General features: G+C 52.0%; 18 protein-coding genes and 1 pseudogene. 9 read left to right on the top strand and 10 right to left on the bottom strand.

The genetic code is table 11. The features are described from left to right. Positions 1-126 precede the first annotated feature (126 nt). Both ctaD and coxB read right to left on the bottom strand, forming a co-directional pair. Entirely contained in the window at positions 127-1,719 is a 1,593-nt protein-coding gene (ctaD, locus tag PsAD5_RS22410; RefSeq protein WP_063293733.1) for a cytochrome c oxidase subunit I, read from the bottom strand. Between the two features lie 82 nt (positions 1,720-1,801). Next, entirely contained in the window at positions 1,802-2,683 is an 882-nt protein-coding gene (gene coxB, locus PsAD5_RS22405) for a cytochrome c oxidase subunit II (RefSeq protein WP_373456180.1), read from the bottom strand. Positions 2,684-3,273: 590 nt separating this feature from the next. Here coxB and PsAD5_RS22400 point away from each other — a divergent pair. Further along, entirely contained in the window at positions 3,274-3,801 is a 528-nt protein-coding gene (locus PsAD5_RS22400) for an invasion associated locus B family protein (protein WP_057462274.1), read from the top strand. Positions 3,802-3,905: 104 nt separating this feature from the next. On the opposite strand, the pseudogene PsAD5_RS22395 reads toward PsAD5_RS22400, so the two are convergent. Further along, positions 3,906-4,472, bottom strand: a pseudogene (locus PsAD5_RS22395) (DinB family protein). Between the two features lie 196 nt (positions 4,473-4,668). On the opposite strand from PsAD5_RS22395, the gene PsAD5_RS22390 reads away from it, so the two are divergent. The 3 genes from PsAD5_RS22390 to tldD all read left to right on the top strand — a co-directional run bounded on the left by PsAD5_RS22390 (position 4,669) and on the right by tldD (position 7,428). Next, the gene (locus PsAD5_RS22390) at positions 4,669-5,286 is read left to right on the top strand and encodes a LysE family translocator (RefSeq protein ID WP_208980500.1); all 618 of its coding nucleotides are present in this window, start codon (positions 4,669-4,671) and stop codon (positions 5,284-5,286) included. After that, complete coding sequence (locus PsAD5_RS22385; RefSeq protein WP_208988760.1) at positions 5,283-5,888, top strand: LysE family translocator; 606 nt, start codon at positions 5,283-5,285, stop codon at positions 5,886-5,888. Before PsAD5_RS22390 ends, PsAD5_RS22385 begins: the two co-directional genes overlap by 4 nt. 115 nt (positions 5,889-6,003) lie before the next feature. Then, a complete protein-coding gene (gene tldD / locus PsAD5_RS22380) occupies positions 6,004-7,428 on the top strand; it encodes a metalloprotease TldD (protein WP_063293732.1) in 1,425 nt (474 codons plus the stop codon). A 66-nt stretch (positions 7,429-7,494) separates the two neighbouring features. On the opposite strand, the gene PsAD5_RS22375 is transcribed toward tldD, so the two are convergent. Then, a complete protein-coding gene (locus tag PsAD5_RS22375) occupies positions 7,495-8,244 on the bottom strand; it encodes a transglutaminase-like domain-containing protein (protein ID WP_063293731.1) in 750 nt (249 codons plus the stop codon). Between the two features lie 217 nt (positions 8,245-8,461). Here PsAD5_RS22375 and PsAD5_RS22370 point away from each other — a divergent pair, with 217 nt between their 5' ends. The 5 genes from PsAD5_RS22370 (at position 8,462) to PsAD5_RS22350 (ending at position 14,525) form a co-directional block, all read left to right on the top strand. After that, positions 8,462-10,366 (top strand): monovalent cation:proton antiporter-2 (CPA2) family protein, encoded by a 1,905-nt coding sequence (locus PsAD5_RS22370; protein ID WP_063293845.1) that lies wholly within the window; start codon positions 8,462-8,464, stop codon positions 10,364-10,366. Between the two features lie 114 nt (positions 10,367-10,480). Beyond that, positions 10,481-12,259 (top strand): monovalent cation:proton antiporter-2 (CPA2) family protein, encoded by a 1,779-nt coding sequence (locus PsAD5_RS22365; protein WP_057462270.1) that lies wholly within the window; start codon positions 10,481-10,483, stop codon positions 12,257-12,259. 146 nt (positions 12,260-12,405) lie between these two features. Further along, complete coding sequence (locus tag PsAD5_RS22360) at positions 12,406-12,828, top strand: MerR family transcriptional regulator (protein ID WP_057462269.1); 423 nt, start codon at positions 12,406-12,408, stop codon at positions 12,826-12,828. A 6-nt stretch (positions 12,829-12,834) separates the two neighbouring features. Continuing rightward, entirely contained in the window at positions 12,835-14,199 is a 1,365-nt protein-coding gene (locus PsAD5_RS22355; RefSeq protein WP_063293730.1) for an MATE family efflux transporter, read from the top strand. Between the two features lie 104 nt (positions 14,200-14,303). Next, positions 14,304-14,525, top strand: coding sequence for a DUF2093 domain-containing protein (locus tag PsAD5_RS22350; protein ID WP_093517470.1), 222 nt, complete (start codon positions 14,304-14,306; stop codon positions 14,523-14,525). On the opposite strand, the gene lpxK is transcribed toward PsAD5_RS22350, so the two are convergent. Genes lpxK through PsAD5_RS22320 form a run of 6 tightly spaced genes read right to left on the bottom strand, consistent with a single transcriptional unit; the run spans position 14,522 to position 20,014 of the window. Further along, positions 14,522-15,535, bottom strand: a complete 1,014-nt coding sequence (lpxK, locus tag PsAD5_RS22345) for a tetraacyldisaccharide 4'-kinase (protein ID WP_063293729.1) — start codon at positions 15,533-15,535, stop codon at positions 14,522-14,524. The genes PsAD5_RS22350 and lpxK overlap by 4 nt on opposite strands. Positions 15,536-15,538: 3 nt before the next feature. Beyond that, positions 15,539-16,828, bottom strand: a complete 1,290-nt coding sequence (locus tag PsAD5_RS22340; RefSeq protein WP_063293728.1) for a 3-deoxy-D-manno-octulosonic acid transferase — start codon at positions 16,826-16,828, stop codon at positions 15,539-15,541. 24 nt (positions 16,829-16,852) lie between these two features. Beyond that, on the bottom strand, positions 16,853-17,548 hold the full coding sequence (locus PsAD5_RS22335) for a lysophospholipid acyltransferase family protein (RefSeq protein ID WP_063293727.1): 696 nt from the start codon (positions 17,546-17,548) through the stop codon (positions 16,853-16,855). A gap of 48 nt (positions 17,549-17,596) precedes the next feature. After that, positions 17,597-17,839 carry a DUF4170 domain-containing protein gene (locus PsAD5_RS22330; RefSeq protein WP_057462263.1) on the bottom strand — a complete coding sequence of 81 codons (243 nt, stop codon included), beginning with the start codon at positions 17,837-17,839 and terminating at the stop codon, positions 17,597-17,599. A gap of 50 nt (positions 17,840-17,889) precedes the next feature. After that, a complete protein-coding gene (locus PsAD5_RS22325; protein WP_063287192.1) occupies positions 17,890-18,684 on the bottom strand; it encodes a 3'(2'),5'-bisphosphate nucleotidase CysQ in 795 nt (264 codons plus the stop codon). Beyond that, positions 18,671-20,014 carry a TldD/PmbA family protein gene (locus PsAD5_RS22320; protein WP_063287191.1) on the bottom strand — a complete coding sequence of 448 codons (1,344 nt, stop codon included), beginning with the start codon at positions 20,012-20,014 and terminating at the stop codon, positions 18,671-18,673. Before PsAD5_RS22320 ends, PsAD5_RS22325 begins: the two co-directional genes overlap by 14 nt. Positions 20,015-20,228: the final 214 nt, after the last annotated feature.

Here is a 20,228-nt window from a genome sequence, read left to right as displayed (position 1 = left end):
GCGATATTGAAACCTGTGCCGTTTTTCAGCGTTCTAGACTTCATCCCCGGAACATTGGAGCACTTCCGGGCTTGTGCTTTACCTAGAACCGAGGGCGCTGACACGCCCCCGGCAATTTCGGTGCAGTTACTTGATCTTTGGAAGGATCTCGAACTGGTGGAATGGAGGAGGTGAAGACAGGGTCCATTCCAGAGTAGTTGCGCCTTTGCCCCACGGGTTATCGCCAGCCACACGCTTCTTGAGGAATGCGTCAAGGACACACCACAAGAAGATGAGCACTGCAAAACCGGTGAGGTAAGAACCGTAGGAGGAAACCATGTTCCAGCCAGCGTATGCGTCCGGGTAGTCGGCATAACGGCGTGGCATACCAGCAAGACCAAGGAAGTGCTGCGGGAAGAACACCAGGTTCACACCGATGAACATGAGTGTGAAGTGCAGGTTTCCGAGGAACTCGGAGTACATGTAACCGGAGATCTTAGGGAACCAGTAGTACCAGGCTGCAAAGATCGCGAACACAGCACCCAGAGACAGAACGTAGTGGAAGTGAGCTACAACGTAGTAAGTGTCATGCAGTGCACGGTCGAGACCTGCGTTTGCCAGCTGAACGCCGGTTACACCACCAACGGTGAACAGGAACACAAAGCCGATCGCCCAGATCATTGGCGTGCGGAATTCGATAGAACCGCCCCACATGGTCGCAATCCATGAGAAGATCTTAATGCCAGTCGGCACTGCAATCACCATGGTCGCGAACAGGAAGTACGCCTGCGTATCTGCGGACAGACCAACGGTGAACATGTGGTGCGCCCAAACGACAAAGCCAACAACACCAATCGCAACCATCGCGTAGGCCATGCCGATGTAACCGAACACAGGCTTGTGCGAGAAGGTGGAGATGATGTGGGAGATGATGCCGAATGCAGGCAGGATCAGGATGTACACTTCAGGGTGACCGAAGAACCAGAACAAGTGCTGGAACAAGATTGGGTCACCGCCACCAGCAGCTTCAAAGAAGGTGGTGCCGAAGTTACGGTCTGTCAGCAACATGGTGATCGCGCCAGCCAAAACAGGCAGAGAGATCAACAGCAGGAAGACTGTTACCAGCACGGACCAAACGAACAGCGGCATCTTGTGCATGGTCATACCAGGCGCACGCATGTTGAAGATGGTGGTGATGAAGTTGATGGCACCCAGAATGGAAGATGCACCGGCAACGTGAAGCGCCAGAATTGCAAAGTCCATTGCAGGACCTGGCTGACCGGAGGTGGACAGCGGAGGATAGATGGTCCAGCCACCGCCGACACCGTTTGCACCTGGTGGGCCTGGCACAAAGAGTGACAGGAGCAGCAGGATAAATGCTGGTGGCAGAAGCCAGAAGGAGATGTTGTTCATGCGTGGGAACGCCATGTCAGGCGCACCAATCATGATCGGAACGAAATAGTTCGCGAAGCCACCGATAAGCGCTGGCATAACCATGAAGAAGATCATGATCAGCGCGTGCGCTGTGGTGAACACGTTGAACAAGTGTGGATCGGAGAAGTACTGCATCCCCGGCTCCTGAAGTTCCATACGCATTGCGATGGACAGAAGACCGCCGATGATACCAGCCATGATCGCGAAGATCAGGTAAAGGATACCGATATCCTTATGGTTGGTGGAGTAGACCCACCGCACCCATCCAGTTGGATGGTCATGTGCATGCGTTTCAGACGCAGACATAGTTGTGCTCCCTCGTAAAGTTCTTGCTCGTATGCGCAGCAGCCCTTGACGCGCGCATACTCGGCTCAATCAGTGACCCCGATTAACGGGACGCAACCTTCACGTCGGTGGCTGCGGTGGCAGCAACCTTCTTCTCATCAGCAATCAGCTTTGCGAGAAGTGTGTTTGCTTCGTCGACGTCGGACTTCGCAGCTTCGGCCCAGGCCTGATACTGCTCTTTGGTCACGACTTGCACGGCGATTGGCATGAACGCGTGGTCTTTACCACAAAGCTCTGAACACTGGCCGTAGAACATGCCGGTGTTATCAGCACGGAACCAGGTTTCGTTGAGGCGGTATGGAACAGCGTCAATCTTGATGCCGAATGCAGGAACAGCAAATGAGTGGATCACGTCTGCTGCGGTTACCTGAACACGCACTGTGGTGTCGACTGGAACAACAATGTTGTAGTCCGTCGCAAGAAGGCGAGGAAGCTCAGCGTTTGTCAGGCCTTTTTCAGCCATTATGTCTGCACGCTCATCGTCCTGAATCATCAAGGCGTCGAATGAGACATCTTCCATGCCTTCATCCGCGTACTCATAACCCCAATACCACTGGTAACCAGTCGCTTTGATGGTCATTTCGTATTCAGGGATATCAAGCTGTTTGAAGAGCAAACGGAAAGACGGAACTGAGATCATCACCAGAATGAGGATTGGGACAACCGTCCAAACAACCTCGATCATAGTGTTGTGTGAAGTGCGAGATGGCGTTGGGTTCGCCTTCTTGCGGAACCTGATGATCACAACAAGCAGCAGGAGTGCTACGAAAACCGTCACGCCGGCCATAATGATCAGGGTAAAATCGTTAAACCAGCGAATGTCTTCCATCACTGTCGTCGCCGCAGGCTGCATACCCATCTGCCACGGCGTTGGCTGTGCTGCATTGGCTGCACCTGCCATAAAACCCGTCAATCCGATTGCCATAGTTGCGGCAATGGTCGCCAGGTGATGCTTCAAGAGCTTCATCACGTCTTGCGCTCCCTGTCCCTCTTAATGCCGCCGAAACGGCAATCCTCTTCTTGTCCACACATGTGGGGTGCCCACTTTGGCCCGTCCGACCAGTCCTCACACCTGCGTGAATATCTGCGACATAATAACCCAATAAGGGTTTCTACGCGATTCCCCTAAGGTTATAGCGACTATAAGTCGCAGTATCATTTGACTTGAATCAATGAGTTGGACAAAAAACATAAGAAATCCGCAGATGCAATTGGATTTTGAACGATCTCCGCTGTTTTCACCTAGTTACTTTTCCCTATATCGAAAATCGATCATTTCTATCCATGCGTCCAATTTCACTCACTAAATCGTCACTTTATCGGCAAAAAGGAACGTTACCTCGGCGTGAACAATGTGAGTCGGATCCCTCCTTCCTCGTCAGTTAAGTGGACAGCCAAGAATGCCAGTTTGCGCTTTGACGTCAGGAGCGGTATTCCAATATTTTAGGGAAACACCCCACGCTGGCTGGCTGGGGAGACAGACACTGCACAGCCGGTGAACTGGAGGAAGGTTTTTTGAAGCAGTTTTTACGCACGCTGACTCTATCAGTTGCGGTGACAGTGGCGGGTGCCGCCGGATTTTCCGGAGCTGGTCATGCTCAACAAGCGCTTGGCGAACTCAAAGGCGAGTTTGGTGATTGGCAGCAGCGTTGCGCCAAATCCCCAGGTTCTAACGTCGAGCAGTGTGCTCTTATTCAAAGTGTGACAGATTCTGCACGTGATACTGTAGGCCTGACAGCTATTATTCTTAAGACGGCTGACCAGCAAGCGACCGTTTTGCGCATTCTCGCTCCACTTGGCGTTTTGCTACCGATGCAACTTGGTCTGAATGTAGATGGTAAAGATGTTGGCCGGATGCCATTCATCCGCTGTCTGCCTGCCCCAAGCGGTTGCGTTTCTGAAGCGATGCTGGAAAAGGATCTGATCGACAAGCTCACAACTGGTCAGACTGCAACTTTCATCATCTTTGAGACACCAGAAGAAGGTATCGGTATTCCGATCTCACTGGTTGGTCTGAAAGAAGCAATCGCGGCTCTACCTTAAGTGTAAGTGCTTGCCCTCGAATGTAATCTGAAAGCCGAGATGATGAAAATCGCCTCGGCTTTTGTCTTTTCAGGCGCGAGGAAAGACCCTGCCTAACTATCTGGTCACCCACGATCTGGCCAGATGTCTGTCTCACAGAACCCGAGTGCGGCGAAGTCATCCTTACGGGCCTGCTGCTCCATCTCATTGCTGAGAAAGAACTCATCGAGCTGAGGTGGTGCGACTGAAGTTCCGCTCAACATGGCATGCACTTGCCCGCGATGGTGTGTCTGATGTTGGAAGAGATGCAGAAGAAGCCTGTCTGCTCACTCACTCAGAGGCTTGTCATCTCTCAGCACATGTATTTTGGAGAGGTCAGCGAGGCCCATTGAACCTATGTGCGCAATTAACTTCTGATCTGAGTTTCTTTGAGCCTCGAAGAGAGGTGGCAATTGCTCAAAAGGGTACTCAGGATCAAATGCATTAATCCCGAGCGGCGCTCCTTCCAGAGCGCTGATATAGAACCAGTCCACTGTGAGGATGTGATTCAGTGTCATCAGGATTGAAGGGAAAAAACTTGTCCGTTTTGCAGCTAGCTCGTCTTCAGAGAGCTTCTTGCAACTGGAAAGTAGCCGATAATTCGCCCAAGCGTTGTTTTTGGCCTGCGCTTGAAAATATTGAAGCACTGTTATTTCCGTCACTTAAAAATTTGAGATCAGTCTCTGCAGTTTTCAAAGAGACCTCTTAGTTTTCCTAAAATGAGGCACGCAAAGCAAAGGGTTTTTGCACTTTAAATCCGGTGTGCTGTTTTCTATGCGAGCACATTCTGTTTGATTGCGGCAGCGTCAGCCTCCTGATGCAAACAGACCGGACCTTTGCAGGTGATCCGTGCCCATAGCAATGCATGTCTATATTGCGTTTGTTGTCACCACATTGATTATCATGTCGGTGCCTGACGCCAGTAAAATGTTGATCCTTTCCAGATCCGCATCCGGAGGAACTTTTGCTGGTCTCTTTACACTCATTGGCGTTAAAGCAGCAGAAGCTATTCAGGTGGTGCTGGTTTCCTTTGGGCTTTCCTGGCTCATTGTCAGTTATCCCTATGTCTTTGAGACTGTGACTGTTTTGGGGGCGGCTTATCTGATTTATCTCGGCCTTCGAAGATGGAGAGCTGCTAGCCGCAGGATTGCAGAGCCCACCAGCCAGGGCTCTGACTTTCTGACAGGTTTCATGATCAGCATTGCCAATCCCAAAACTCTCATTTTTCTCGCAGCTCTTTTCCCTCATTTTCTCAACCACGCTCACCCTGTAGATGCCCAGTTTGTCGTTTTGGGTACAACTTTTCTTTTGATCGCGACCTGCCTGGATCTACCGCTTGTGGTGGGCGGCGGACTGGTTGAGCGGCTGTTTCGATCTCCACGTGTTGAAGGTGTGCTGAAGCGGTTCAACAGTGGTGTTTTGCTCACTGCCGGAGTTTTCCTTATGGGACTGTTGGTTTTCAGATGATGAATTTCAGCCTTTACCTCGGATTTATTGTTGCAACATTCATCTTACTGGCTATCCCCGGGCCTAACGTGATGATGATACTGGCTAAATCCACTCGCGAAGGCACTTCAGCGGGCCTGATTGTCATGGCTGGCATGACAATCGCACAAGCTGTCCAGATCATTGCTGTTGTGCTTGGCCTTTCCTGGGTGGTGCACACCTACCCTGATGCCTTTGAGGTTATTCAGCTTGGAGGAGCGGCCTATTTAATCTACCTGGGCATCTCTAGCTGGTTGCGTGCGGGCCGGCATGACAGGGTAGTGAGCGGAAGCCATATGCATTTGAAAGTTGGCTTCTTTGTTGGCCTTTCAAATCCAAAATCACTGCTGTTCATGGCGGCATTTTTCCCGCTGTTTATTGACAAGGCTTATCCAGCAGATCCGCAGCTGACGGTGATGGGTGTGACTTATCTTGTGATGGCGATTTTAATTGATGGACTGATCGCCGTTCTTGGCGGGTATTCCCGCAACTGGCTGTCTGCTCCTTCCGCAAGATTCAGGCTCGATAGGGTTTCTGGCGCCGTTCTGGTGTGTGCCGGATTGGTGCTCGCTTTCCTGCATTGACCCTCAAATACTTGGGAGCGATGGCCTTCCCGCCTCCTTTATTGAATAGTAAGCCTTGAAAGTGCACGGATTGTTCGCCACAACAGAGCAAATCCTTTATTTCGGAGTTTTACCCATGAGCGATAAACCTATTGATCTTCTCCAGACCTCAGGACTGGACGAGGAGACAGCGCGCCAGATTACTGCGGCAGCGCTGAAAGGCGCTGATGATGGGGAACTTTATCTGGAATACAGCCAGAACGAAGGGCTTGTGTTCGACAATGGACGCCTGAAGTCCTCCACGTTCAGCACCGGTCAGGGATTTGGCCTGCGCGCTGTCGTGGGTGAAGCTTCTGGTTATGCCCATTCCGACGATATTTCCGAGGCTGCTTTGAAACGCGCGGCTGATGCAGTTGCTTCTGTGCAAAGCGGACATTCCGGTACCTATGCAGCACCTCCAGCTCGTACCAATCAGAAGCTCTACACGGATGAAAACCCGATTGGCAGCCCAAGCTTTGCTGAAAAAGTACAGCTGCTGCAGGAAATTGACGCGTATGCCCGTGCGAAAGACCCGCGAGTACAGCAGGTAACTGTTTCGCTGGCAGGCAGCTGGAAGACAGTGGACATCCTGCGAGCTGATGGTCACCGTATTCGTGATGTACGCCCGCTTGTGCGCCTCAACGTTTCGATTGTGGCTGGTGACGGCGACAAGCAGGAGACTGGCTCTTTTGGCTCTGGTGGCCGCGAAGGGTTTGGTGAGTTTGTTGCTGAGACAAGCTGGCAGCATGCTGTTGAAGAAGCTCTGCGTCAGGCTCTGGTCAATCTGGAGGCAATCCCAGCCCCTGCTGGTACGTTTGACGTGGTGCTTGGCAACGGCTGGCCGGGCATTTTGCTGCACGAAGCAGTTGGGCATGGCCTTGAAGGTGACTTCAACCGCAAGAAAACATCGGCGTTTGCAGGCTTGATGGGACAGCAGGTTGCCGCAAAAGGTGTGACCATTGTTGATGACGGTACAATCTCCAAGCGTCGCGGCTCTCTCTCTGTTGATGATGAAGGTACGCCGACTGGCCGAACCACGCTCATTGAGGATGGTGTTCTTGTTGGATACATGCAGGACCGTCAGAACGCACGCCTGATGGGTGTTGAGCCAACTGGTAATGGTCGCCGTGAATCCTTCTCACACCAGCCCCTGCCACGCATGACCAATACCATCATGGAGAATGGCGATCAGGATCCCAAAGAGATCATCGAAAGCCTAGAAGACGGCATTTATGCAGTTTCCTTTGGTGGTGGTCAGGTTGATATCACCTCTGGCAAGTTCGTGTTCTCCTGCACTGAAGCCTACCGTGTCCAGAACGGAAAGATTGGCGCTCCAGTGAAAGGTGCGATGTTGATCGGGAACGGTCCAGATGCGCTCAAACGGGTGTCAATGATTGGCAACGACATGAAGCTGGATCCAGGTATCGGAACTTGCGGCAAAGCCGGTCAAGGCGTGCCAGTGGGTGTTGGACAGCCAACCATGCGCATCAACGAGATGACGATTGGTGGCACTGCGACCTGATTGGTTCAGACAGGTTCTATGAGTTTGAAGGGGCAGAGATGCCCCTTTTTCATTGCGATAACGCTTCTAATCCCGCAAAGGAATTGCAGGCACTTTACCAGCACGAATGCGATTGGTTCTCCAGTTCATCACGTGACGGATGCCGTTTTCATAAAGCACCTTCATCATTGGCGAAAACGCCTGCATGTGTTCAGTGTAGAAATCATCCGGGCTGGTATAGGTTCCGAAGTCATTGTTAATACCGGTTTTCTGGATGTAAGTGTCCTGCCCCCGCCAATTGACCTGAGGCGCGCTGAGGCAGTTGGTGCCAACGCCGTAGCCACAAAGGGATTGTCTGCTTGGGGCAAACTTCTGCTGAAGAGCAGAGAGAAACGCATCGTCCAGAATAAAGCCCTCCAGATTAATCCAGCGGTCCTCAAGATAGATCTCCACCCAGGAATGCAAAATGTTGTCCGGGGCGATCTGGTAGGCCAGTTCGGGCACTACTCCGCGCTGTAGTTCTTTATGGATCGTGAAGCCGTGCAGACGACAGGGAACTCCAACGGCTCTCATCAATGCCATGAGAAGTGTACCTTTGGTGTTGCACTGCCCTATTCCATCAGCCAACACCTGACTTGCCGGAATATTGTCTGCTTTATTGTAACCAAACAGGATTTCATTGCGGACGAAATCGTAGACTGCTCCAGCACGATCAAAGGGAGATAGATCCTTCCATTTCCTTTGATCAACGAGCTGCCGGATTGTTGGCGCACTAAAGTTGAGTAGTGGGGTTTCCTTGAGCAGGATGTTTAAGTGAGTGTTTGGTTTGTCTAGCATTTTGCGCCTCCAATCGAGAATGAGTCGACTGTAAAGGCTCTAGTCACTGTAGGTTCAAGCGTTAATTCGCATCTATTTAAACTACAACCAGAGAGCTCAAACTGGCACTTCGTTAAGGATGCTGAAGATTTACCTCAGCTTGTCTGTATTGCATTCAAACCGAATTTACGCTGGGTCTGTAGCTTCTTTCAAAAATAATAATGAGCCGCCCCCTTTCATGATCACACTCCACCAACTGGATTTTGTGACAGACATCATGCTGTTTCTAAGCATGGCGATTCTGGTGGTGCCGTTTGCCAAGCTGATCCGGGTTGGAACCATCGTCGGCTATTTGATAGCGGGCGTTATTTTAGGACCGTGGGGGATTGGGCAGTATCTTGGCAGTCCCTTTAGCGCTCCTGATGAGCTGCGGCCCATTGGTGAGCTTGGCGTGGTCATGCTGCTGTTTTTGATCGGGCTTGAGCTGAATCCTGGCCGTCTTTGGTCTTTGCGTAAGGAGATTTTTGGCTCAGGGTCAGCTCAAGTAGGGTTTTCCGCGCTTCTTATTGGGCTTGCTATCTATTTTGCGGGACTGACCTGGCAAAAATCTCTCATTATTGGCCTTTCGCTCGCGCTTTCATCAACGGCTCTTTCCTTGCGTATTTTGCAAGACCGCGGTGATCGCACGACGCCGATGGGGCAAACATCTATCGCAATCTTGCTGTTTCAGGACATGATGATTGTTCCCATTCTCGCGCTGATGGCGATTGTGGCGCCTGTTCCTATCGATACGGGCCAACGGCCAGGTTGGGAGACGGCGCTGATTATGGCTTCGACCGTGCTTCTGTTGGTTGCTGTTGGCCGCTATCTGCTCACCCCATTGTTTCGGCTGTTTGCCCGTATTGGTGCTCGCGAGATGATGACAGCCTCTGCATTGCTCACAGTACTTGGCGCAGCAACGCTGATGAAAGCGGTGGGTCTTTCGAGTGCATTGGGCGCGTTTATTGCGGGTGTGATGCTGGCAGAAAGTTCTTTCCGGCATGAGCTTGAGGCTGATCTGGAGCCTTTTCGCGGCTTGTTGCTCGGGTTCTTCTTCATCACGGTCGGCATGTCTATTGACCTCAACTTTGTCTATCAGAACTGGGTGGTGGTGCTTGCCTGCAGTTTTGGTTTGATGGTCGTGAAGTGTCTGAGCATTTTTTCTGTCACCCGCCTGTCTGGCCACACACCAGAAAACAGTTTGCAGATTGGTGGTTTGCTGGCTCAAGCTGGAGAGTTTGGGTTTGTCATCTTCTCAGCATCTGTCGCCGTTGATTTGCTGAACCCGCATCAGAGCAGCCTGCTCTCCGCAATCATCTCTTTCACCATGGCGTTTACTCTGCTGAGCGTTTGGCTCTCGCAATGGTTTGGCGTGAAGCTGAGGCCTGAGCCCGTGAAACCGGATATACCCAATACAGAGGGAGGCCGCACCAATGTGCTGGTGATAGGATTTGGGCGTTTTGGACAACTGGCTTCCCAGATGTTGATTGCGCAGGGCTCAACCGTGACGGTTCTGGATACAGACGCACAGCATATCCGGGAGGCCTCTCGGTTTGGCTACCGGATTTACTACGGAGATGGGCGACGACTGAATGTTTTGCGGGTAGCAGGGGCGGAAAATGCCAGCGTGATTGCGGTTTGTACCGAACGGGCCGAAACAACGAGCCAGATTGTACGCATGACGAAAACACAGTTCCCACTCGCCAAAATTTTTGCCCGCGCCCACGATCGTCGTCACGCTATTCAACTTGTGACAGCGGGCGCAGACTATCAGCTGCGTGAGACCCTGGAGTCGGCTTTACAGTTCGGGCGGGAAATACTGGAGGAGTTGGGCGAGGATGAAGACCGCACCTATGAAATTCTTGCGGATGTGCGGCGCAGAGATGCTGAGCTTTTGGCATTGCAGCAGGTGGGTGGCCTGTATGCGGGTTACAAGCAATTCAAGCTGCCCGATGTGCCAGTGAAACCTTTGATCAAACCGAAATCAGAATCAACTGCCCTGAACGAACCAGCACGCCGCCTTGCGGAGGCCGAAAAGAAGGCAGAGAAGGAACAATCAGAGAATTCTGAAAAAACTTCACCACACAAGCCATCTTCAGACTAGCTTTATACGGAAAACTACATTTTCTCTTAGATAGAATTAAGGTATTCCCCTCAAAATCGACTGAAATCAGAAATGTCTGTTTTAATAGTTTGAATTCCGCTTTTTAGGATGCCAATGGCAGAAGCTCACGTCCCCCCGTTCTTTATCGAAACCATTGTGGTTCTTTCCGCTGCAGTTATCGCTGTGCCCATCACCAAACGGCTTGGCCTTGGTGCTGTGGTCGGTTTCCTCGCAGCAGGGATGGCGATTGGCCCCTATGGCATCGGCTTCTTCAATGAGCCTGAGCGTATACTGGGCTTCGCTGAGCTTGGGGTTGTTCTGCTGTTGTTTGTAATTGGGCTGGAATTGGAGCCTGCCCGATTATGGACCATGCGGCGAGACATATTCGGGCTTGGGACAGCGCAGGTTGTAATCTCGGGTTTGATACTGACTTTAGGCGCTATGGTGTTTGGCTTGTCCTGGCAGGTTGCCCTGATCGCCGGGCTTGGTCTTGCTTTGTCATCCACGGCCTTTGCCTTGCAAATGCTGCAGGAGCGCGGACACCTGAGCACCAAGTATGGCCAACGGGCCTTCGGCATCTTGCTGCTGCAGGACATGGCTATTGTGCCTCTGCTTGCCATGGTCAGCATTCTGGCCCCTGCTGAAGCGGATGTGGAAGAAGCTTCCATTGCCATGCAGGTGATCACGGTTGTCGCAGCTGTTGGCTTTGTGATCTTTGCGGGCCGCTTCCTACTTTCTCCCCTCTTCAAGCTTTTAACGGCTTCAGGCGCTCGTGAGTTGATGATTGCTGCAGCACTGCTGGTTGCTCTGGGCAGTGCAGGTTTGATGAGCCTTGTTGGGCTCTCCATGGCGTTGGGTGCTTTCCTCTCTGGTGTGATGCTGGCGGAATCCAGCTACCGCCATACGCTGGAAGCGGATATTGAGCCTTTCCGCACAATGCTCATGGGTTTGTTCTTCATGACTGTGGGGATGGCGCTCGAACTTGATCTGATTGTCGCAAACTGGCAGCGTGTCGTTTCTGCGGTCGTGTTGCTGATGCTCACCAAGGGTGTTCTGCTCTGGGGCCTGTCGCGTTTGTTTGGCTCTTCCAACTCTGATGCTCTGCGCGTGGCAGTCACTCTGCCACAAGGCGGGGAGTTTGCCTTTGTGCTGTTTTCAACGGCGACTGCTGCGGCAATCTTGCCAGAGGAATCTGCGAATATCCTCAGCGCTATTGTTATTTTGACCATGCTGCTCACACCACTTGGTGCAGTAGGTCTGGATTTTGTTGCGGAGCGGATGAAAAAGCATGGCGACACGACCAATAAAATCGAGACCTTTGAGGATGCATGCCCGAGCGTGCTGATCGTTGGATTTGGGCGTTTTGGTATGATGGTTGCGCAGATGCTGACTTCAGAAGGGATTTCCGTCACAGCTCTCGACAACAAGCCGGACCGGATCAACTATGCTCGCCAATATGGCTACAGGGTTTATTACGGGGATGCGACGCGGCCCGACGTGCTCAAGGCAGCTGGTGGTGAGAATGCGACCTTGATTGCTCTTTGCATTGAGGATGACCGCGTCATGAAGCAGGCAATTTTGCAGATCAGATCCGCGTTCCCCAATGCAGCTCTTTATTGCCGTGCCACGGACCGGGCTCATGCGCTTGATCTCACCCGTCTGGGCGTTGACTATCAGATCCGTGAGACTTTTGAGTCCAGCCTGACCTTTGGTCGGAAAGCGCTTGAGTTTCTTGGTTTGCCGTCAGACCGTATTGACGAAGTCGAAGATGATGTTCGCAAACGAGACGATGAACGCCTGACAATGCAGCTTGCCGGTGGTGATCTTGCTGGCTCTGACAAGTTGCACCAGCGCACGCCACGCGATGAAAGCAAATCAGAAAAACCTGACTGATTAAATCAGGTTATCAGAGCACTGCTCTTGACGCTGGTTGATTTGGAGCACATTTATTACGTGGGCGTGGTGTGCTCTCATTTCAACATTTCGTGATCTGCGGCACTGCTTTCTCGCAGAGACCACATTAATCCGTATGGTTCGATATGGCTGGTGAATACTCAATCGGTGATCTTGCGAAGAAGGCTGGCGTTAAAGTCCAGACTATTCGTTTTTACGAGCAAAAAAAGCTACTTCCGGAACCTCCGCGCACTGAGGGCGGTCAGCGTCGTTATGGCGAAGACCACCTGAACCGACTTTCTTTCATCCGTCATGGCCGTGATCTCGGTTTCTCTTTGGAAATGATCGAGAGCCTTATGCTGCTTAAGGAACACCCGGAGGATGACTGCGAGGGCGCAGACGAGATTGCACGGGCTCACCTGACTGAGGTGGAAGACAAGATTATTCGTCTCCAAAGCCTACAAACCGAGCTGAAGAAGATGCTGAAACACTGTTCCAGCGGAAAGATACACGATTGCAGGGTCATTGAGGCCCTCTCTTGCGATTGCTATCAGCATCGCCAAAAGTGAGTTTTTATGTCCAGACCAACTTCATCCGGCACACGGGATGCAAAATTCACCTATGGCTCGACTATGCGCCATGTTCTGGTGATGACATCCACCGGCTCAGTCGGATTGATTGCTATTTTTCTCGTTGATTTTGCAAACCTTTTTTACATTGCACAGTTGGGTATTGAAGAACTTGCGGCGGCAATTGGCTATGCCGGGACTATCATGTTTTTCAACTCTGCAATTGGCATTGGACTTTCCATTGCCGCCAGTGCTTCCGTTGCCCGGCGTATCGGGCAAGGTGATGTGAAAGGCGCGCACCGCCTTGTGAGCATGTCGCTTATAATATCAACATTGATATCACTCGCTGTCGTGGCTGGTAGTCTGGCGTTTCTGGATGATCTGGCGATGTTGCTCGGGGCGTCTGGGCGTACGCTCGATTTTACGTTGCTTTTCCTTTACATCGTCGTGCCTTCCATGCCGTTCCTCGTTGGTGCAATGGTGCTTTCTGCGCTGTTGAGATCCGTGGGCGATGCACGTGGTGCGATGTTTGTGACCTTATCCAGCGGCTTTGTGACAGCCATTTTAGATCCGATCCTCATTTTCGGGTTTGATATGGGCATCACTGGTGCTGCAATCGCTTCTGTTGTTTCTCGTCTGGTGATGGTTGGTGTTGGCCTTTATATCCTGATCATCAAGCACAACATGCTCGGCAAGCCTGAGATTTCGAAAACTGTCAGCGATACGGTCGATCTGTTCAAAGTGGCGACGCCAGCCATGTTGACCAACATCGCAACACCAGCAGGTAATGCCTGGATTATTGCGGAAATGGCTCAGTTTGGCGATGGAGCAGTCGCGGGCTTCGCGATTGTTGGCCGGATTATTCCTGTCGCTTTCGGTGCTCTGTTCGCTCTTTCCGGTGCAGTTGGTCCTATTATTGGCCAGAATTTTGGAGCCCTGGAGTTCGACCGGCTTAGCAAGGTTGTGAAGGATTCTCTTTTGTTGATCGTGGTTTACACGCTGTCAGCCTGGGGTTTGCTGTTTGTGTTGCAGGGGCCATTGGTGCAGTTCTTCAATGCTGAGGGTGACAGCGCTTCACTGGTCTTCTTCTTCTGCACATTTGCGGCAGCTGGTTTCTTGTTCAATGCTGCTTTGTTTGTCACCAATGCAGTCTTCAACAATCTGGGCTTCCCAATTTACTCCATGCTGTTCAACTGGGGCAGAGCAACTCTTGGGACTATCCCGTTCACCATTGCCGGTGCTTACTTCTATCAGGCAAACGGTGTTCTCGCAGGGCAAGCCATTGGCGGCGTTGTTTTCGCCTTTCTGGCCCAATATGTTTGCTGGCGCACGATTGAGAAAATCCGCAAGGAAAAACTGGCAACTGCATAAATGCTGCCAGATTTATTTGCATAAGATGCATGTTCTTACCGCTGGCCTTTTTAAGGTTTGAGCGGTAAGAAAGGAAAAACACAACAACTCTGGATGCTGAAATAATGAACCGTTTTGAACAGCCACGCGTTCCAACAGAAGCACGTATCCAATATCTGGATGGTGATTATCAGGTGAAAGCACCCGGTAACTTTGTGAAATGTGCGATCACTGGCAAAACGATCATGCTTGAAGAACTCAAGTACTGGAGTGTATCTCGCCAGGAAGCGTACATTGATGCAGATGCTGCCCTTAAAGCCTATGAGAGCAACGGCCTACAAGCCTAAGGCTTTTCGCAGTCCAACACAGGTTTCAGGCGCTCGATGAGGGCGTCTGGATCAGCGATTTTCATCTCCACTTCCAACACACTTGCCACGCTTGCGAGCCGCGCAATAGATTGCTCTTCGCGGCCATCCAAACGCACGTAATCTTTTGTGGTCGTGATTGGTAGCAAGTCCTGCGTTTCAGCTTCACGCAGTATCAGGCGCGCGTCGTCTTTCGTGAAGTAATGATGATCCGGGAAGGACATGGTCTCAACGACCTCAGCTCCAGCCTCCCGCAAGCTGGTATATAGCTTTTCAGGACGACCAATTCCCGCAAATGCAAGCACGCGTTCCCCGTCTAAGGCATCTGCGGACACAGGACGGATTGCAGCGTGCATCAAATCGATCCCAGCCTGGCGTGCCGTCTTTTGCTGATCGATACTCGCATCGCCCTCACCCACAACCATCAGCAGGCCAACCCGCTGCAGCTGTTTCTTGAACGGCATTCTCAATGGACCAGCCGGAATACATCTGGCATTGCCAATACCGGTCTTCGCATCCAGAAGAACGATGGAGAAATCCTTATGCAAAGACGGGTTCTGGAATCCATCATCCATAATGATGACAGAAATATCCTGCTCTTCCAGAAGCTTGGCACCGGCTGTGCGATCAGCAGAGATCACAGTTGGGCCGCGGCGTGCCAATAACATCGCTTCATCGCCGACTTCTGCGGCGGCATATTTTGACGGCTCTACGAGCAGCGGCCCTTTAATCGAACCTCCGTAGCCACGCAGAAGAAAACCAGGTTTGTGGCCAGCCTCTTTCAACAGAGCATTCAACGCCAGCGCGAATGGTGTTTTACCGGTTCCGCCTGCTGTAAAGTTGCCAATGCAAATGACAGGTTGACGGGCTTTGTATCTGGGATTGTACCTGAAACGACGTGTCGCCATGTAGCCGTAGAGCGCACCCAAAGGACTCAAAAGTTTGGCTTGCCAGTTTCCGTTTTTCGTCCACCAAAAGTCAGGAGCGTTCATCGTCTACTCCTTCCCTGCTGCTGGTTGCTTCACTGGCAGATACTGCTGCAGCTCAAGCTGGGTCGCTGCCAGAGCGCCCCGTCCAGATTCAACCAGCGCTTTTGCTGTGTCAGCACGCTTTTGTACATCCGCAGGGTTGTGAAGCAGGTTTTCGATCTGATCGGCCAACTCACTGGTGTTGTGTACCAGAAGAACGCCTTCTTCTTTTGAGAAGTGGCGATAGATCCATGCGAAATTCTGAGTGTGCACGCCAGAAAGGATTGCGCAGCCCACTTGAGCCGGTTCAAGGAGGTTATGCCCACCGATTGGCCTCAGGGAACCGCCCATAAACACAACCGGCGCAACACGGTAGAACAAGCCAAGCTCGCCGAGCGTGTCAGCTATATAGATATCGGTCGCATTGGTAATGGCTTCGCCCCGTGAGCGCTGAGTGCACACAAGGCCCATCTGCTCCAGCTCTTCGCGGATTTCCTGTGCCCGGACCGGATGCCTTGGAACGATAATCGTCAGCAAGCGATCAAACTTGTGCTTGAGCTCTTGATGAGCCTTGGCAACTTCAACTTCTTCTTCTGGGTGCGTGCTGGCTGCAAGCCATCGTGGGCGACCTTCGAGCTGATCTTTGAAGTCAGCGAGTTCTACCGGATCACACTCAGGAATATTGCCGTCAAACTTGATATTGCCCGTAGGTCTGACGCGGATTGCTCCCAGTTGCTTGAACCGGGCCGCATCATCATCTGACTGGGCGAGCACACAGTCAACGGTTCCAAAGACTGAATGGGCAAAGGAGGGAACACGGTTCCAATTTGAAAAGGAGCCTTCTGACATGCGTCCATTGACGATGATCAGTGGGATTTGCCGCTTTTCCAACTCATGGAATGTTGCCGGCCAGATTTCTGATTCAACTGTGATTGCCAGACAAGGTGACCAGTGGTTCAGAAATCTCTTGATGTTGCCGCGCGTATCATAAGGAACAAACTGATGGATCACGCCCTCTGGCGCGGAGGCTTCAACTACCTGCGCAGATGTCAGTGTCGCTGTTGTCAGCAAAACTTTGGAACCACCGTCGACGACTTGCTTTGCAAGCGGCAGGACGGCGTTGGCCTCCCCTACACTTGCTGCATGGATCCAGATCAGGTTTCCAGATGGCCGCTCTTTCGAGGCGACACCAAACCGTTCCCCTTTGCGGTTCTGATCTTCTTTGCCCTGGCGGGCGCGCAATTTATACAAGCCAACAAGGAGCGGCGCGGCCAGACGGCCAAGACCTTGATAGACTCTGAAGATCACTGAACTCATGGGACCCAGTTCTGCCAGTGTTTATTATTTGCCTGATTTGGCGATTGCATAAGCTTTGTCAGTTATTTCGTTCATGCTGTTTTCCAGACGCTGACGAATTTCCTCGATCTGTTCATCGCTTGCATCAGCCGGCACCGGAATAGGTTTACCAAAGCATAACCCAATATGGCTGAACGGCAAATTGATGGATGCCTTATCCCAAGTATCAAGGTCATAATGGCGGCTGGTTGCCATTGCTACGGGCAGGATTGGCCGACCGGAGTGCTTGGCCAGCTGTACGATGCCTTTGCCTGCCTTACGTGCAGGGCCTTTGGGCACGTCTGCCGTCATGGAGACTGTGGCGCCTGCTTTGAGTACGCGCACAGCTTCAATAAAACCGCGCATGCCTCCACGTTTCTTGATTTGGCTGGAGCGCTGCGCACCAGCGGCCCGGATTGTACCGAGCCCCAGTTTTGATGCGCAAACCGCTTGCATCTCGCCGTCAGCACTGCGAGAAATCATAACCCTAATGTCCCAGTGCTTTGGACATGCAAAGGGCAACATGAAATGCTGACCGTGCCACATGGACGCGATGAATGGTGCACCCTCCTCATGTTCCTCATAGACCTCTGGAGGATCAATGGTGAGTTTACTGCTCTTGTAGACAAAGAGCAGATAATACGCCATGGCAGTGCCCGCTAGCTTCATGACAAGCGGGTGTTTGCCTAGTTTTTTCAACATTTCACAAGCCCATTTGAGTTCGGGCAGAATTCCCGGGAGGCGCAGTACTTACTTGGTTTCTGCGCCCGGATCAAGCAGACGGTGCATGTGTACAATAAAGTAACGCATCAATGCGTTATCAACGGTACCTTGCGCCTTTGCTTTCCACGCGACGTGTGCCTCAGCGTAGTTCGGGTAGATGCCTACAATGTCCAGATCCTTAAGATCCTTAAAGCGAACATTGCTGATATCTTCTAATTCACCACCAAACACGAGGTGAAGTAGCTGTTGGTTTTCTTCTTGAGCACTCATAGTGTTCGCTCACCTTCTTCACAGAGAGTCCGACCGGAAACCGATAAGGATTAATCCTCTACGGATATTCCCTGAAGCCTTTTAAACAATTTGGCAGAAGATGCCACTAGTCCGGGGTGATTTGTTCTAGTTTTATTGTAGTAGAGGGTCGATCCAGACAAGTCTACTAACTGGCCGCCAGCCTCACTGATGATTAAATCCGCTGCGGCAAGGTCCCAATCGCGGGCTCTTGCACGCGCCAGACCTGCATCCAATTTCCCACAGGCAACCAGTGCAAAACGGTAGGCAAGTGAGCCCAGATAAGGACTGAACCGAATCTGCTCACTCTTTACGCCTTCCTTTTCAAGGAAGCTGACGGGGCCTGCGATGTAGGCGCCGGTGACGGACGGGCGATCTGAAACCGCAATCTTTTCCTGATTGAGATAGCTGCCTCCTCCCTCTACGGAGGTGTAGAGCTCATCACGCACCGGGCAAAAAATTACACCAGCTGTGGGGCGACCATTTTTGACCACTGCCAGCGACAGGCACCACTCATCACGTCCATTCAAAAACGCACGAGTTCCATCAATCGGGTCGATGATAAACACTGTCTCATAATCTTTACGGACCAGATCGTCTTCGGTTTCTTCCGAGAGCCAGCCATAGTCGGGGCGTGCTTCGTGCAATTTAGATGCCAGAAACTGATCAACTTCGATGTCAGCGACAGATACAGGCGAGTCGCCTTCTTTGGTCCAGCTTTTTGGTGAATTCCCAAAATAAGAGAGGGCGATCTTGCCGCCCTCCAGAGCTGCTGAAACCAGCAGCTCTAAATCTTCCTGCACGCTATATTTGTTAGCTTCCGGCAATCGTCAGTCCTTCGATAACCACTGTTGGCGTGGCCACTGCATATCGTTCGTCCAGATCAGATGCCGGTGTCAGGTTCAGGAACATGTCCTTGAGGTTGCCTGCGATGGTGATTTCGCTCACTGGATAGGCGATTTCGCCATTTTCGACCCAGTAGCCTGAGGCTCCTCGGGAGTAGTCACCTGTTACACCGTTTGCACCGTGACCAATCAAATCCGTTACCAGCAAACCTTCGCCGATATCTCTTAAGATTTCTTCCGGTGTTTTCTCACCCGCCTGAAGCGTCAGATTGGTTGCGCTTGGAGAGGTGGAGGACCCGGAACGGCGTGCACGGCCATTTGAGGTCAGGCCAAGCTCACGCGCTGCATATCCGTCAAGGAACCAATGGCCCAGAATACCATCTTCAATCATGTTGAGGTATTCAGCACCGGTGCCTTCCGCATCAAACGGAGCTGTGCCACCGCCGCGCGCCTTAAACGGGTCATCGGAGATGGTAATGCCTTTCCCGAAGACCTGCTGGCCCATTTTATCTTTCAGGAAGCTGGTTCCACGGGCGATTGAGGCTCCGTTGATCGCGCCTGCAAAGTGACCAAGCAGGGAGCGCGCTGTGCGTGGTTCATAAACCACTGGCGCCTTGCGGGTTTCCAGCTGGCGTGGATTGAGGCGGCGCACGGTGCGCTCTGCTGCAATCCGGCCAACTTCTTCCGCAGACATCAGATCATCCCAATAGGTGCGGGAATCGAATTCGTAATCACGCTCCATGCCAGTGCCTTCACCAGCAATAGCTGTCATGGAGAAGCCAGAACGAGAACGCTGATAAGCACCAACAAATCCGTGGCTTGTGGCAAGTACGATGCCAGAGAGCCCCCAGCTTGCGCCAGCACCGCCTGATTTGGAAACGCCCTCAACTGCGAGAGCCGCAGCTTCTGCTTCGAGCGCGGTTCTGGTCAGTTCCTCGGCATTCACCTCACGTGGATCTATCAGGTCCAGTTGCGGGATGTCTTTCAGGAGACGCTCAGGTTCAGCAAGCCCAGCGTATGGATCTTCCGGCGTGACTTTCGCCATTTCAACGGCACGAGCTGCAAGCTCAGCGGGGTCGTCACTGGCATTGGAAGAAATGCTGGCAACCTGCTTGCCCACAAATACGCGGAGTGTCACGTCGTTACCTTCTGCGCGGTCGGTGTTTTCAACCTTGCCTTCGCGCACGGAAACAGACAATGACATGCCCGTAACTGCGATTGCGTCTGCTGCATCGGCGCCGGCTGCTTTTGCAGCTTCCACCAAGCTCACTGCCTGCTCTTCAAGCTTTGAATTGGCAATTGCGTCAGACATTCGCATGGACCTCCTGTTTTCTTGCTCTTCGTGTTTAGGGCGTGCCTGTCTTAAGAGCAAGCACACCTGCCAATAATCGCGGGGCTGTACGCAGAAATTGCAGCGGCGTGCCGCGCATGACTTTGCGCATAAATGAGCCCACTTAAAGATAGTTAGAATTTTAGCAAGTTCGGAAGAGGTTCGCTAAGCCTCTTTAAAATCAGAGATTTTTAAC

The organism is Pseudovibrio sp. Ad5 (assembly GCF_001623095.1).
GTDB lineage: Bacteria > Pseudomonadota > Alphaproteobacteria > Rhizobiales > Stappiaceae > Pseudovibrio.
Note: the sequence above shows the minus strand (reverse complement) of the source record. Positions and strands in the feature narration are given on the sequence as shown.

What these genes read in the sequence shown, in the direction of transcription:
- PsAD5_RS22350 (WP_093517470.1), top strand. Translation starts at nt 14,304, where the DNA reads ATGAACCGTTTTGAACAGCCACGCGTTCCAACAGAAGCACGTATCCAA.
- lpxK (WP_063293729.1), bottom strand. Translation starts at nt 15,535, where the DNA reads ATGAACGCTCCTGACTTTTGGTGGACGAAAAACGGAAACTGGCAAGCC.
- coxB (WP_373456180.1), bottom strand. Translation starts at nt 2,683, where the DNA reads ATGGCAATCGGATTGACGGGTTTTATGGCAGGTGCAGCCAATGCAGCA.
- PsAD5_RS22330 (WP_057462263.1), bottom strand. Translation starts at nt 17,839, where the DNA reads ATGAGTGCTCAAGAAGAAAACCAACAGCTACTTCACCTCGTGTTTGGT.
- PsAD5_RS22320 (WP_063287191.1), bottom strand. Translation starts at nt 20,014, where the DNA reads ATGTCTGACGCAATTGCCAATTCAAAGCTTGAAGAGCAGGCAGTGAGC.
- ctaD (WP_063293733.1), bottom strand. Translation starts at nt 1,719, where the DNA reads ATGTCTGCGTCTGAAACGCATGCACATGACCATCCAACTGGATGGGTG.
- PsAD5_RS22355 (WP_063293730.1), top strand. Translation starts at nt 12,835, where the DNA reads ATGTCCAGACCAACTTCATCCGGCACACGGGATGCAAAATTCACCTAT.
- PsAD5_RS22365 (WP_057462270.1), top strand. Translation starts at nt 10,481, where the DNA reads ATGGCAGAAGCTCACGTCCCCCCGTTCTTTATCGAAACCATTGTGGTT.
- PsAD5_RS22335 (WP_063293727.1), bottom strand. Translation starts at nt 17,548, where the DNA reads ATGTTGAAAAAACTAGGCAAACACCCGCTTGTCATGAAGCTAGCGGGC.
- PsAD5_RS22385 (WP_208988760.1), top strand. Translation starts at nt 5,283, where the DNA reads ATGATGAATTTCAGCCTTTACCTCGGATTTATTGTTGCAACATTCATC.
- PsAD5_RS22370 (WP_063293845.1), top strand. Translation starts at nt 8,462, where the DNA reads ATGATCACACTCCACCAACTGGATTTTGTGACAGACATCATGCTGTTT.
- PsAD5_RS22340 (WP_063293728.1), bottom strand. Translation starts at nt 16,828, where the DNA reads ATGAGTTCAGTGATCTTCAGAGTCTATCAAGGTCTTGGCCGTCTGGCC.
- tldD (WP_063293732.1), top strand. Translation starts at nt 6,004, where the DNA reads ATGAGCGATAAACCTATTGATCTTCTCCAGACCTCAGGACTGGACGAG.
- PsAD5_RS22360 (WP_057462269.1), top strand. Translation starts at nt 12,406, where the DNA reads ATGGCTGGTGAATACTCAATCGGTGATCTTGCGAAGAAGGCTGGCGTT.
- PsAD5_RS22375 (WP_063293731.1), bottom strand. Translation starts at nt 8,244, where the DNA reads ATGCTAGACAAACCAAACACTCACTTAAACATCCTGCTCAAGGAAACC.